Source organism: Lentzea sp. NPDC004782 (assembly GCF_040609115.1).
In the GTDB taxonomy this organism is placed as follows: domain Bacteria; phylum Actinomycetota; class Actinomycetes; order Mycobacteriales; family Pseudonocardiaceae; genus Lentzea.
Genome location: NZ_JBEXJN010000031.1, coordinates 62,665 through 74,875, shown reverse-complemented (window position 1 = coordinate 74,875; position 12,211 = coordinate 62,665). Strand labels below are relative to the sequence as shown.

The following is a 12,211-nucleotide window of genomic DNA, read 5'->3' as shown; positions in this document are numbered from 1 at the left end:
TTCGGGGCATGGCAGCCGAACCGTTCGCCCGCTTGGCCGACCGCCAGCACGCACTGCGAACAGCACTACGAGCACTGCAGGCGGCGGGACCCGGTAGCCCTGACTTCGCCGCGCTGTTGGCCGAGACCGACAAAGAGGTCGAGGCCGTCATGCGCGCCCGCCGCGACGTCGAGGCGGCCCGCCTGACCGCCCCGAACCGGGCGATCGCGGCGGGCACCGCCGTCGCGGCCCTCGTCGTCGTCATCGGCTGGTTCGACGGCTGGTCGCTGCTGTCCGTGCTGCTCGCGGTCGCCGTGGCGGCGGCCGTCCTCGTCGATCCCGTCGGCCGCCGGATCTGGGAGCCGCGCGCCAGGACGGCGGCCATCGCGGCGGCACTGCTCGCCGTCCTGCTGACACCATTGGCGAACGGCTGGGCAGCGCTGGCCGTGCTGGCGGGCGTCGCGTGGTGGGCGTGGAGGACGTTGCTGTGATGAACATCGATCCGGTCAAGGCGCTGGACGACAAGGTCGAGCGCCTCAAGAAAGACCTCAGGTCGCTCGGCGAGCGCGTCGACAACGCGCAAACCGATGCCGCTCAACAACAACTGAGCACCACGAACCAGATCCGCGACACGACGCGCAAGATCGCCAAGACCAACGACAGGCTCACCGAGCTCGCCGAGAGCGTGCACCGGCTCGAACGGCTGCTGGTGGCGCTCAACCGGAAGGTGCGGGCGAGCGAGACGCAGAAGGCCGACTTCGACACCTGGCCGGAGATCGAGAAGTCGCTGCTCGCCCGGATCCTCGCGGGCCAGGAAGCCTACGCGCGCAAGACGTTCACGCCGCAGGAGGCCAAGGACACCCGCAAGGCCGTCGCCGAGTACGACCGGGCCGCGCTGGCCGCGATCGACGCCGCCGAAGCGCTCACCACGTTGCCGCCGAACGCGGAAGCGTTGTGGCGCAAGAAGTACCGGCAGTGGCGCGTGATCAGGAGCATGGAACGGCCCGAGGCACCGGACGAGAACGAGCACGCCGGCGACTCCGCCGCCAAGTCGGCGGGCAACGAGGCCGTCGGCCGGGCACGCGAGCTGATCCGCGCCCGCATCGAGGACGCGGTCGCGCGCGACCTGCTCTTCCCGGCGTGGTTCGAGAACATGCTCGGACCGGCCGCACCGCCCGGCAAGGCGGACGATTGGCTTTACACCGCAACGGATGTCGTGTTGTACCGGCTGCTGCACGACGTGACGAGCCCGGCGAACGCGCTCGGCCGGGCACCGCAGGAACAAGGGCATCGCAGAGACCTCCACGACCGGCTGATCGTGGAGTGCGCGGAGTACCGGAAGGCGTGAGATGTCACCGGACAGGGCGCCTCTGTCCGGTGAAACTCATGCTCTAGGCCAGCTCAAGGCTGAACCGCTGCTTGTCGGCGTCCACCATGAGGACCTTCACCTGCACGGTCGAGCCGACCTCGGCCTGCTGACCGTGCAGCAGCCCGTGTGCACCGGCGGGGTGCTCGATGAACGAACCGAACGGGACGGTCGAGACGACCTTCCCGGAAAAGACATCACCAACGTTGGGAAGCATTGCGCATCACCTCCTCTCCCACGCGCATCTCCAACCTGAGAAGCGCGGGATCCGGAGGGGCCCTGATCAAGTCAGGGCCGGGCAACCGTTCCGCTCACGGCACAAGGCCGACCCGGCAGTCATGTCGTCAACCTTAGCCAGCAGAGGCCGTTGTCCGCAATGGAACCTAGACTTCGTCACATGCTGGAGACGTCCGCACGGCTGCTGAAGCTCCTGTCCCTGCTGCAGGTGCGGCGCGACTGGACGGGCCCCGAGCTGGCCGAGCGGCTGAGCGTCGACGTCCGCACGATTCGCCGTGACGTCGACAAGCTCCGCAGCCTCGGCTACCCCGTCACGTCGCTGCCCGGTGCGACCGGCGGCTACCAGCTCGGTGCCGGCGCGGAGCTGCCGCCGTTGCTGCTCGACGACGACGAAGCCGTTGCCGTGGCGGTAGGTCTCAGAACTGCGGCCAACGGCACGATCGCGGGCATCGAGGAGACGTCGGTCCGCGCGCTCACGAAGCTCGAACAGATCCTGCCGAGCCGCCTCAGACGACGTGTGCAGGCGCTGCAGGCCCACACCACTGCCCTGCACAACGAGGGCCCGACGGTCGACCCGGAGACGCTCACGATCATCGCCGCGGCCTGCCGCGACCACCAGCAGCTGCGGTTCACCTACGCGCCGCTGCAGGGCGAGCCGGCGAAACGGCTCGTCGAACCGCAGGGCCTCGTGCACACCGGCCGCCGCTGGTACCTCGTCGCCTGGGACGTGTCCAAAGAGGACTGGCGCACGTTCCGCGTCGACCGCATCCCGGCCGAGCCCACCCTCGCCGCCCGCTTCACGCCGCGCGAGCCACCGGCGGAGTCCCTGGGCGAGTTCGTGTCACGGCAGGTCTCGTCGAACGTGTACACCTACCAGGCGGTGCTGACGATCCACGCACCTCTGCGGGCGGTCGCGGAACGCACCACGCCCGTGTCGGCGTCGCTGGAACCGATCGACGACAGCTCCTGCCTCATGCGCACCGGCGCAGACGCGCTCGACCGGATCGTGTTCCACCTGATGTTCCTCGGCTTCGAGTTCGACGTGCACGAACCGCCGGAGCTCCGCGACCATCTGCACAACATCATCGGACGGCTGCAGAACGCCGTTAGAGTGCAAGGGTGACAGTGGACTTCGAGACCGCGGCGGACCCGTTCCGGAGGGAACTGCTCGCGCACTGCTACCGGATGCTCGGCTCACTGCACGACGCCGAGGACCTGGTGCAGGAGACGTACCTGCGCGCGTGGAAGGCGTACGACCGGTTCGAGGGCCGTTCGTCGGTGCGCACCTGGCTGTACCGCATCGCCACGAACGTCTGCCTCACCGCGCTCGACACCCGCACGCGCAGGCCGCTGCCGTTCGGCCTGTCCACCAGTTCGACGCAGGAGGACCCGCTCACCCAGGACCACGAGGTCCCGTGGCTGGAGCCGTTCCCGACCGACCCGGCCGCGATCGTCACCGAACGCGAGTCCACCCGGCTCGCGTTCGTCGCGGCACTGCAGCACCTGCCGCCACGCCAGCGCGCGGTGCTGATCCTGCGCGACGTCCTCAAGCTGACCGCCGCCGAGACCGCCGACCAGCTCGACATGACCGTCGCGGCGGTCAACAGCGCCCTGCAACGAGCGCACGCGCAGCTCAAGGACCTCAGCGAGGACCAGGTCACCGAGCCCGCGGACGCCAAACCGCTGCTCGACAGGTGGGTCAAGGCGTTCGAGGCCAAGGACATCCCGGCGATCATCGGCATGTTCACCGAGGACGTCGTCTGGGAGATGCCGCCGTACCCGCAGTGGTACCGCGGACCGGAGATGGTCGCGTGGCACCTCACGAACCAGTGCCCGGCCGTCCCGCACGGCGCGCGCATGATCGCCGTGGAAGCGAACGGACAAGCCGCGTACGGGCTGTATCTGAGAGAAGAAGACGGCGTGTTCCGGCCGTTCAACCTCCAGGTGCTGGAGGTCCGCGACGACCGGATCACGCACGTCTCGTCGTTCTTCGACCTCAGTCTGTTCCCGAAGTTCGGGCTCCCTTCGACCGCATGAACTCACGGGTGCCGAGCGGCCGGTTCACCACCCGCAGGTCGCCGATCCAGCCGTACAACGACTTCTCCACGTTCTTGTTGTACGCGTAGGCGCCGACCAGCCACGGGTCACCGGCCGTCGAGATGCCGCGCGCCGGGGTGGACGGGTTGCGCAGCAGGCGGGAGCCGTCGACGTACAACGTGGTGTGCACGCCGTCGTTGACCACGGCGACGTGCCACCACGTCTCGTAGGCCATCTCGTGGCCCCAGTTGGTGGACAGCCCGGACTGGTTGCGCGGGAACACCGCCCACTGCAGCGAGCCACCGCCCGCGAGGTTCAGCGTGGCGATCGGCTCGCTCGGGTCGTCGCCGGTCTTGCCCGCCGCCGATCCGGGCGCGAGCTTGGTGAACAGGCCGCACCACGGGTGGTCGAAGTCCTTGGGCAGCTTGAGGAACAGCTCGATCGTGTAGCCGCGCTCGAACGACATCCCGTTGATCGGCGCACCGTCCACGGTGGTCAGATAGCCGTTCTTGCCGAAGTGGAGCGAGCGGTGTGACGGCGCGAAGCGGTGGTGGTCGTCCCCGGCGGTCAGCGTGCCGGTCTGCCTGAGGTCGTTCCCGTTGCCCGACAGGTCCTTCAGACCCTCGCCGAGCCGCCAGTACGCGACCGTTCCGGGGATCACGACCTCGCGCGCGGGCTGGACGGGAGGCAGCACCGGCGGGTCGAACCGGGCGAACCGCTGCTCGAAGTCGATCGGCACGCTGAACCGGTCCGCCGGTCCGGTCAGCTCGATCTCCTTGCGCTCCAACGGGTTGAGCGTCCTCTTGCCGAGCAGCCACGGCGACAGCGTCCGCACGTCGATCGTCTTGCGGTCCAGGTCGAAGTGGTACAGCCGGATCATCGCGCCGCCGCCGTAGTAGCGGTCCTGGTAGTTCGTGATGTGCACGTGCACGTCGTTGCCGGCGGCGTTGCGCATCGTCGCCCGCGCCGGCGGCCAGAAGTGCCCGTTCATTGTCAGGAAGATCTGGTCGTTGTCCTTGATCAGCTCGTCCCACAGCTTGCGGCCGTAGTCGGACATCGTCGCGTTGCCCTCACCGCCGTCGTAGACGAACTCGTGCGTGGTGAGGATGACCGGCAGCTTCGGGTGCTGCTTCAGCACGTCGCGCGCCCATACGAACCCCTTGGCGGACATGCGCCAGTCCAGCGCCAGGACCAGCCACTCCTTGCCCGCGGCCCGGAAGACGTGGAACGAGTTGTAGCCGTCCGCGCTCGCACCGCGGAACGTCGGCGAGTGCCGGAACCGCTGCGGCCCGAACTTGTCGAGGTACGGCGTGCGGCCGCGCTGGTCGTCGGTGCGCGAGTCCGGCAGGTCGTGGTTGCCCGCGAGCACGCTGTAGCCGACCCGGCGCCGGTCGAGCACCTCGAACCGCGCGCTGATGTCGTCGATCTCGCTGGTCTGCCCGTTCTCGACGAGGTCGCCGAGGTGGCTGATGAAGACGATGTTCTCGGACCGCTGGTGGTCGATCAGGTACTGCAGCGTCGCCTTCATCGGCGCGGAGTCGCCGCGGTCGAGGTCGAACATGTACTGCGTGTCCGGGATCACGGCGAGCGTGAACCGCCGTGCCTCGGGATCCGGCCGCCCTCCCCCGACAACGATGTCAGCGCTGGCGGAACCGGGCCTGACCAGGGCAGCAGCGGCGGCGGTCGCACCGGTGCCGAGCAGAAAAGAACGGCGGGACGCAGTCATGGCGCGGAGCGTAAGCAAGCTTTACCAACACCAGGCGAACACCGAACGAACCCTGCGCCGTGCAAAGCGCACGCGGGGAGCTTTCGTTCGCTTGGAGCGCACGCGGGGCCCCCGCGTACTCCAGGAGAGTACGAAAGCTCCCCGCGTACTCGATAGCATGGCTAACTATGTATTGGGGGATGGCGGTTGCCGGGCTGGTGGTGGCGCTCGGTGGGTTGTTGCAGGGGTTGATCGGGTTCGGGCTGGCGTTGATCGCGGTGCCGTTGATCGCACTGCTCGACCCGACGCTGCTGCCGGTCCCGGTGCTGATGGTCGCCACCGCACACGCCTCGATGTCGCTCGCCCGCGAGTTCGGCCACGTCGACTGGCGCGGCGTCGGCTGGGCGATGCTCGGCCGCCTTCCCGGCACCGCGGTCGGCATCTGGATCGTCGACGCGCTGGACCCCAAGGGCTTCGGGCTCGTGGTCGGCGGCTCGGTGCTGGGGTGCGTGCTGCTGTCGATCACCGCGTGGCGCCCGCAGCCCCGGCCGAGATCGCTGGTGACGGCCGGGTTCGCGAGCGGGTCGTTCGGCACGGCGACGTCGGTGGGCGGCCCGATGGTCGCGCTGCTCTACCAGAACCAGACGGGCCCGCAGGTCAGGGCCACGCTGGCGGCGTTCTTCGTGCTCGGCTCGGGGGTTTCGGTGCTCGGACTGGTCGCGGCCGGGCACGTCACCGCGCACCAGCTGTGGACGGGGCTCGCGCTGATCCCGTTCCTGGTGGCGGGCTTCCTGCTTTCGGGGCCGTTGCGCCGGAAGGTCGACGCGGGCGGCATCCGGACGCCCATGCTGGTCGTGGCCGGGGCGAGCGCCGTCGTGCTGATCGTGAGGAGTGCACTGCTGTGAACTGGGGGAAGATCGTCTTCGGGGCGGTGCTCGCCGCACTCGCCCTGATCAACGACCAGATGCACTGGCTGCCACCGCTGCAGTTCGCCGCGCTGGTGATCGCGGTGCTGCTGGTCGTCGTGGCACCTCGTCCGGCCTGGGTCGCGCTCCTGATCGCCGGGCTCGCCGCGCACTTGGTGCGCTGGGTGTTCCTCATAGTCGACTTCCAGCACATAGACGCCGTCTGTCTCAACGGCAGCGCAATCTGCAGCGGCACTCAGCCTGACTGGTACGACCCGGCGGAGCCGTTCTACTCCCCTGGTGTCACCAAGTTCTTCCTGGAACTGCCGATCGTCCCGGCCTGGCTGGTCGTCGCAGGCGTGCTGGGCTGGGCGATCCGGCGCCGCAGCTGGCGCACGGCCGTCGCGGGCGCGGGGTACGGCCTCGCGGTGGTGCTGCTGCCGTTCGACGCCCCGATCGTGCTGTTCGCTGCCGCGGCGGCGGCTGCGGGACCGCGCAGGGACATCCGCTACCTGGCCGGTGTCGGGATCATGGCGCTCGCGCTGGTGCACCCGCAGGGACCGTGGACGTTGATGGTCACGATCGTCGCCATCGCGGCCACGCTCGGACTCGGGATCTGGGCACTGGTCGAGAAGGACGGCGTCAACGGTGCCGTGGCGCTGGTGGCGCTGGCCTCGGTCTCGCTGACGCCGTTCCTCAGTGCGGGAGTGCTGCTGGCCGCCTCACTGGTCAGGCGGCGCGCCTGGTTCGGGCTCGCCGTCGCCACCGCGGTCGTCGGCGTGGCCTGGTTCACCGCGCCACCCACGCCGGCGAAGACGGGCATGCAGTGGCTGTCCCAGGATCAGGTGCCCGTTCAGTCGAGCCGGCTGAGCCCGGCGGTCCTGATCCTGGTCGCCACCGCGCTGTCGATCAGGCGAACGGCTGGACGTTCGGCTGGAACACCGAGCCCTCAGCCGGCGGAATGAGGTCCACCAGGTACTTCGCCACCGCCGCGTCGGTGGCGGCCGAGCGGCCCAGGATGCAGTGGCCGAACGAGTCGACGCTGATCAGCCGTGCGTTGCCGAGCTCCTTGGCCATGCGCTGCGCGAACCGGTACTGCGTGGCCGGGTCGTAGTAGTTGCCCACCACGACGACGGGGTTCGGGGTCTTGCGGTGCCACGGGCCGATCCAGCGGTCCGGGTTGTGCGTCGGCCAGGTCGGGCACGTCAGCAGGTCCGAGGCGGCCTGGTAGCGGCCGAACGTCGGCGACTCCTTCTCCCACTTGGCGGCCGTCTGCGCCCAGAAGCGGTTCGTGCGGGCGAACGGCTTGTCGGTGCAGTTCACCGCGTAGTACGAGTCGTCGGCGGTGTACGGGGTCTCGGGCAGCGGGTCGACGTCCATGCGGCCGCCGCCGTTGTTCAGCGGTGCCGGGAGGTCCACAACGGACTGAACCGAGAAGGTCGTCGCGGCGGACGGGTTGAGGGCGTTGTGGATGCTCTGCAGCCACGCCACCAGGGCCGCGAAGCGCGGCACCGAGTACAGGTCACCGGAGACGCGGCCGATCATGTCGGCGAGCGAGACCTTCGAGCCGTCCGGCAGCGTGGCCGGGCCCTTGGCCAGCGCGACCTTCATGGCCTCGAACTTCTGCCGGGCGTTGCCGGCGAAGGCGCACTTGGCGACACCGGCGGTGTCACAGCGCCTGAGCATCGCGTCGAGTGAGATCTCGAAGCCCTGGGCGCGTTCGCGGTCGTACTCGGTGCCGTTGTTCAGGCGCAGCTGCGGGTCGACGTTGCCGTCGATCACGATCGCCCGCGACTTCTGCGGGAAGATGTTCGCGTACGTCGAGCCGATCAGCGTGCCGTAGGAGAAGCCGACGAAGTTGAGCTGCTTGTCGCCGACGGCCTCGCGCATGATGTCGAGGTCGCGCGCGACGGCCTCGGTCGACATGAAGTTCAGCAGCGGACCGGCGTTGATCTTGCAGTAGTCCGTGTAGGCCTTCGACTGCCGGATCGAGCTGGTGATCTCCTCCGTGGTCCTGGGCAGGGCGTACCAGCCCTCGTTGACCGCGTCGGCCTCCTCCTTGGTGCGGAAGCAGCGCAACGGGGCGCTGCGCGCGACACCGCGCGGGTCGAAGCCGATGACGTCGAACCGGTCGAGCACCTGCGGCTGGAAGTAGTTCTTCGAGACGGCGCCGCGGATCAGGCCGGAACCACCGGGGCCGCCGGGGTTGAGGAAGATCGAACCGATCTTGTGCGCCGGGTCGTTCGCGGGCCGCTTCATCATGGCGATGCCGGTCTTCTCCCCGCGCGGACGCGAGTGGTCGACGGGCACCTCCTGCACGGCGCAGGTGAGCCTGGCCCGCTCCTCCGGCGTGACCGAGGTGGGCAGGGAGGCGAGCACGTCGGCCGCGCACTGCCCCCAGGCAGCGGGTCTGACGGCGGCGGCCTCGGCCTGGGCACTCGCTGTGCCCAGACCGGAAACGAGGGTGCCGAGCACGAGCGCGGACGCGAGTGCGAGGCGGGCGGAGGCAAGGGATGACATCACGGATGCACCCCATCACTGACGGTGCACCGTTTGTACCCGTCGTTCGGAGGGTTGTGTCCGCGGTGGCGGCACTTTCCCAGCGCCGCCACCGCGTTTCACCCAAATCAGGCGAACGGCTGCGCGTTCGGCTGGAACACCGCGCCGTGCACGGGCGCGGTGAGGTCGACCAGGTACCTCGTCACCGCGGCGTCGGCCCCGGCCGAGTCGCCGAGGATGCAGTGACCGAACGCGTCAACGCTGATCAGCCGCGCGTTGCCCAGTTCCTTGGCCATGCGCTGCGCGAACGCGTACTGCGTCGCCGGGTCGTAGTAGTTGCCCACCACCACGACCGGGTTCGGCGTCCTGCGGTTCCACGGACCGATCCAGCGGTCCGGGTGACGCGTCGGCCACGTCGCGCAGGTCAGCAGGTCCGAGGCGGCCTGGTAGCGGCCGAACGTCGGCGACTCCTTCTCCCACCTGGCCGCCGTGCCCGCCCAGTCGCGGGTCGTCCGCGGGAACGGTTTGTCGGTGCAGTTCACCGCGTAGTACGAGTCGTCCGCGGTGTACGGGGTGTCCGGCAGCGCTCGCACGTCCGCCTTGCCACCGTTGTTGCCGACCGGCTTCGGAGCGTCCACAACGGACTGGACGCTGAGGGCGCCGGGGTGCTGGGCCGCGTGGATCGACTGCAGCCACGCGGTGAGGGCCTTGAACGTCGACGGGCTGTACAGGTTGCTGGACGTCCTGCTGACCACGTCGGTCAGCGTGACCTTCGTGCCGTCCGGCAACGTCGTCGGGGCCTTGCGCAGCGACTCGCGGAGGTCGTCGAACTTCTTGCGGGCGCCACCGGCGAAGGCGCACTTCGCCACACCGACCGCGTCGCAGCGCTTCAGCATCGCGTCGAGCGAGATCTCGAAGCCCCGGGCGCGCTCGCGGTCGTACTCGGTCCCGTTGGTGAGACGCAGGAAGGGGTCGACGTTGCCGTCGAGGACCAGCGCGCGTGACCGCTGCGGGAAGATGTTGGCGTAGGTGGCGCCGAGCAGCGTGCCGTACGAGAACCCGACGTAGTTGAGCTGCTTGTCGCCGACGGCCTCGCGCATGATGTCGAGGTCACGGGCGACGGCCTCGGTCGACATGAAGTTCAGCAGCGGACCGGCGTTGATCCCGCAGTAGTCCGTGTAGGCCTTGGACTGCCGGATCGAGCTCGCGATCTCGTCCTCGGTGATCGGCAACGAGTACCAGCCGTCGTTGACCGCGTCGGCCTCCTCCTGGGTGCGGAAGCAGCGCAACGGCGCGCTGCGGCCGACACCACGCGGGTCGAAGCCGATGAGGTCGAACTTCTCCAGCACCTCCGGGGTGAAGAAGCTGGAGCCGTACGCGCTGTAGATCAGGCCGGCGCCACCGGGGCCACCGGGGTTGATGAACAGCGAGCCGATCTTCTTCGCCGGATCACCCGCCGGGCGCTTCATCATGATGATGCCCGTCGTGCCACCGCGCGGGCGCGAGTGGTCGACGGGCACCTCCTGGACAGCACAGCTGACCTTGTCGCGCTGGGCCGCGGGAATCTCCGCGAGCACGTCGGCCGCGCACGGCCCCCACGCGGCGGGTCTGACGGTGGTGGACTGGGGCTGCGCCTGGGCAGCACCCGAGCCCGAGATGACGGTGCCGAGCGCGAGGGCTCCGGCCAGCGCCACGCGCGCGGCACGCGTGAATGCGGGAGTTGACGTCATCGCCACAGCCCACCACCGACAGTTCGCCGGTTGTACCCGTCGTTCGGAGGGTTGTGAAACTAACTCGCCTGAGCAAGTGAGACGGCGAACCGCCCCTGGGAGTCGGTCCACCACCGGTGCAGGGCGAACCCCGCGTCTTCCAGCTCCTGCCGCACGCCGTCCTCGCGGAACTTGGCCGACACCTCGGTGCGCAGTTCCTCGCCCGCGGCGAACTCGACGGTGAGCCCGAGGTCCGCGAGCGTCACCCGCATGTCCCGCCTGGCCCGCAACCGCATCTCGATCCACTCCTGCTCGGCGTTCCACAACGCCACGTGCTCGAACGCGTCCACGTCGAAATCGCCACCGACTTCGCGGTTCAGCACGTTCAGCACATTTCGGTTGAACTCGGCGGTAACGCCCTGCGCGTCGTCGTACGCCCGCACCAGGGTTTCCGGGTCCTTGACCAGGTCCGTGCCGAGCAGCAGCCACTCCCCCGGCTGCAGCACGTCGCGGACCGTGCGCAGGAACTTCTCCCGCTCCTCCGGGATGAGGTTGCCGATCGTGCCGCCCAGGAACGCCACCACGCGCGGCGACTCGCCCGGCAGCAACGACAGGTGCTGCGTGAAGTCGCCGACCACGCCGTGCACGCGCAGGCCGGGATAGTCCGCCATGATCGCGTGCGCGGCCTCGGTGAGCGCCGACACCGAGACGTCCTGCGGCACGAACTCCTGCAGCGTGCCGTGCTCCCGCAACGCGCTGAGCAGCAGCCTGGTCTTCTCCGACGACCCGGAACCCAGCTCCACCAACGAGTGCGCCCCGGTCGTCGCCGCGATCTCACCGGCGCGCCCGGCCAGCACCTCGCGTTCGGCACGCGTCGGGTAGTACTCGGGCAGCCTCGTGATGTCCTCGAACAACGCGCTGCCCACCGCGTCGTAGAACCACTTCGGCGACACCCACTTCGGGTCCGCGGTGAGGCCCGCGCGCACGTCGGCACGAAGCGCGTGTGCGGCGTCCTCCGGTTTGAGATGAACGTCCAGCACCGGCTCGGTCATATCGGTCGAACCTCCACAGTGGATGGAACGGCGGTGACCACGTGCCGGTCGGGGATCTCCCGCCAGCCCGGGTCGTCGTCAAGCGGTTCGGACGCGAGCGTCACGCTCTGTCCTCTGTCGAGCACCCACAGGGCGTGTGTCCACGTCGTCCCCACGAGCACCCTTCCGTTGGTCAGCAAGAAGTTCAGGCGCGACTTCGGCGCCGCGTCCGCCACCTCTCGCACGAGTTCAACAAGCGCCTGGTCCGGGTTCTTCCCGGTCTCCAGGCGACGTCTCAGCACCGCCCACAGCAGCGCGGAGTCGGTCGGTGCGTCCAGCGTGAGCAGATCGGTCACCGGCAACGTCTTCGCGAGCTCTGCGACGGTGTGCGGCCAGCCGTCGACACGACCGTTGTGGCTGAACAACCACGTGCCGTCGGTGAACGGAGCGCACGCCGCGTCCGCCACCGGCATGCCGACGGTGGCGCTGCGGACCGCGGCCAGGAACGCCGTCGACTCCGCACCGGCCAGCTGCCTGAGGTTCGCGTCGCTCCACAACGTGCCCGCACGCCGGTACCGGACGGGGCCGGGGAACCAGCCGACGCCGTAGCCGTCGACGTTCACGGTTCCACCGGCCCGCATGTCGCGCGGCGCGTACGACTGGTGCTCCAACGAGTGCGGTGCGTCGTAGAGCAAGCCTGCCAAGGGCACGGCGGTGCCGAGGTACGCCAGGTGGCGGCACAT

General features: G+C 69.2%; 12 protein-coding genes. 6 read left to right on the top strand and 6 right to left on the bottom strand.

From position 1 onward, the window contains the following. Nucleotides 1-8: 8 nt before the first annotated feature. Both ABZV40_RS27285 and ABZV40_RS27280 read left to right on the top strand, forming a co-directional pair. A complete protein-coding gene (locus tag ABZV40_RS27285) occupies nt 9-470 on the top strand; it encodes a hypothetical protein (RefSeq protein ID WP_355447302.1) in 462 nt (153 codons plus the stop codon). Continuing rightward, complete coding sequence (locus tag ABZV40_RS27280) at nt 452-1,327, top strand: hypothetical protein (protein ID WP_355447299.1); 876 nt, start codon at nt 452-454, stop codon at nt 1,325-1,327. The genes ABZV40_RS27285 and ABZV40_RS27280 overlap by 19 nt, the downstream gene beginning before the upstream one ends. 43 nt (nt 1,328-1,370) lie before the next feature. On the opposite strand, the gene ABZV40_RS27275 is transcribed toward ABZV40_RS27280, so the two are convergent. After that, nucleotides 1,371-1,562: a S1 RNA-binding domain-containing protein gene (locus tag ABZV40_RS27275; RefSeq protein ID WP_355447297.1), complete on the bottom strand. Its 192-nt coding sequence runs from the start codon at nt 1,560-1,562 to the stop codon at nt 1,371-1,373. A gap of 180 nt (nt 1,563-1,742) precedes the next feature. On the opposite strand from ABZV40_RS27275, the gene ABZV40_RS27270 reads away from it, so the two are divergent. Then, the gene (locus ABZV40_RS27270; protein WP_355447294.1) at nt 1,743-2,705 is read left to right on the top strand and encodes a YafY family protein; all 963 of its coding nucleotides are present in this window, start codon (nt 1,743-1,745) and stop codon (nt 2,703-2,705) included. Further along, nucleotides 2,702-3,619: a sigma-70 family RNA polymerase sigma factor gene (locus ABZV40_RS27265; protein ID WP_355447291.1), complete on the top strand. Its 918-nt coding sequence runs from the start codon at nt 2,702-2,704 to the stop codon at nt 3,617-3,619. Before ABZV40_RS27270 ends, ABZV40_RS27265 begins: the two co-directional genes overlap by 4 nt. Here ABZV40_RS27265 and ABZV40_RS27260 read toward each other — a convergent pair. Further along, nucleotides 3,579-5,345 (bottom strand): LamG-like jellyroll fold domain-containing protein, encoded by a 1,767-nt coding sequence (locus tag ABZV40_RS27260; RefSeq protein ID WP_355447288.1) that lies wholly within the window; start codon nt 5,343-5,345, stop codon nt 3,579-3,581. The two genes, ABZV40_RS27265 and ABZV40_RS27260, sit on opposite strands and share 41 nt — an antisense overlap. Nucleotides 5,346-5,524: 179 nt before the next feature. On the opposite strand from ABZV40_RS27260, the gene ABZV40_RS27255 reads away from it, so the two are divergent. Then, nucleotides 5,525-6,229: a sulfite exporter TauE/SafE family protein gene (locus tag ABZV40_RS27255; RefSeq protein WP_355447285.1), complete on the top strand. Its 705-nt coding sequence runs from the start codon at nt 5,525-5,527 to the stop codon at nt 6,227-6,229. After that, nucleotides 6,226-7,194: a hypothetical protein gene (locus tag ABZV40_RS27250; RefSeq protein WP_355447282.1), complete on the top strand. Its 969-nt coding sequence runs from the start codon at nt 6,226-6,228 to the stop codon at nt 7,192-7,194. The genes ABZV40_RS27255 and ABZV40_RS27250 overlap by 4 nt, the downstream gene beginning before the upstream one ends. Here ABZV40_RS27250 and ABZV40_RS27245 read toward each other — a convergent pair. The 4 genes from ABZV40_RS27245 to egtC all read right to left on the bottom strand — a co-directional run bounded on the left by ABZV40_RS27245 (nt 7,139) and on the right by egtC (nt 12,211). After that, nucleotides 7,139-8,749, bottom strand: a complete 1,611-nt coding sequence (locus ABZV40_RS27245) for an alpha/beta hydrolase (protein ID WP_355447279.1) — start codon at nt 8,747-8,749, stop codon at nt 7,139-7,141. The genes ABZV40_RS27250 and ABZV40_RS27245 overlap by 56 nt on opposite strands. Before the next feature lie 107 nt (nt 8,750-8,856). Further along, nucleotides 8,857-10,458 (bottom strand): alpha/beta hydrolase, encoded by a 1,602-nt coding sequence (locus ABZV40_RS27240; RefSeq protein ID WP_355447276.1) that lies wholly within the window; start codon nt 10,456-10,458, stop codon nt 8,857-8,859. A gap of 59 nt (nt 10,459-10,517) precedes the next feature. Then, nucleotides 10,518-11,489 carry an L-histidine N(alpha)-methyltransferase gene (egtD, locus tag ABZV40_RS27235; protein WP_355447273.1) on the bottom strand — a complete coding sequence of 324 codons (972 nt, stop codon included), beginning with the start codon at nt 11,487-11,489 and terminating at the stop codon, nt 10,518-10,520. Then, nucleotides 11,486-12,211 (bottom strand): ergothioneine biosynthesis protein EgtC, encoded by a 726-nt coding sequence (gene egtC, locus ABZV40_RS27230; protein WP_355447270.1) that lies wholly within the window; start codon nt 12,209-12,211, stop codon nt 11,486-11,488. The genes egtD and egtC overlap by 4 nt, the downstream gene beginning before the upstream one ends.

What these genes read in the sequence shown, in the direction of transcription:
- ABZV40_RS27245 (WP_355447279.1), bottom strand. Translation starts at nt 8,749, where the DNA reads ATGTCATCCCTTGCCTCCGCCCGCCTCGCACTCGCGTCCGCGCTCGTG.
- ABZV40_RS27270 (WP_355447294.1), top strand. Translation starts at nt 1,743, where the DNA reads ATGCTGGAGACGTCCGCACGGCTGCTGAAGCTCCTGTCCCTGCTGCAG.
- ABZV40_RS27255 (WP_355447285.1), top strand. Translation starts at nt 5,525, where the DNA reads ATGGCGGTTGCCGGGCTGGTGGTGGCGCTCGGTGGGTTGTTGCAGGGG.
- ABZV40_RS27260 (WP_355447288.1), bottom strand. Translation starts at nt 5,345, where the DNA reads ATGACTGCGTCCCGCCGTTCTTTTCTGCTCGGCACCGGTGCGACCGCC.
- ABZV40_RS27240 (WP_355447276.1), bottom strand. Translation starts at nt 10,458, where the DNA reads ATGACGTCAACTCCCGCATTCACGCGTGCCGCGCGCGTGGCGCTGGCC.
- egtC (WP_355447270.1), bottom strand. Translation starts at nt 12,211, where the DNA reads ATGTGCCGCCACCTGGCGTACCTCGGCACCGCCGTGCCCTTGGCAGGC.
- ABZV40_RS27275 (WP_355447297.1), bottom strand. Translation starts at nt 1,562, where the DNA reads ATGCTTCCCAACGTTGGTGATGTCTTTTCCGGGAAGGTCGTCTCGACC.
- ABZV40_RS27285 (WP_355447302.1), top strand. Translation starts at nt 9, where the DNA reads ATGGCAGCCGAACCGTTCGCCCGCTTGGCCGACCGCCAGCACGCACTG.
- egtD (WP_355447273.1), bottom strand. Translation starts at nt 11,489, where the DNA reads ATGACCGAGCCGGTGCTGGACGTTCATCTCAAACCGGAGGACGCCGCA.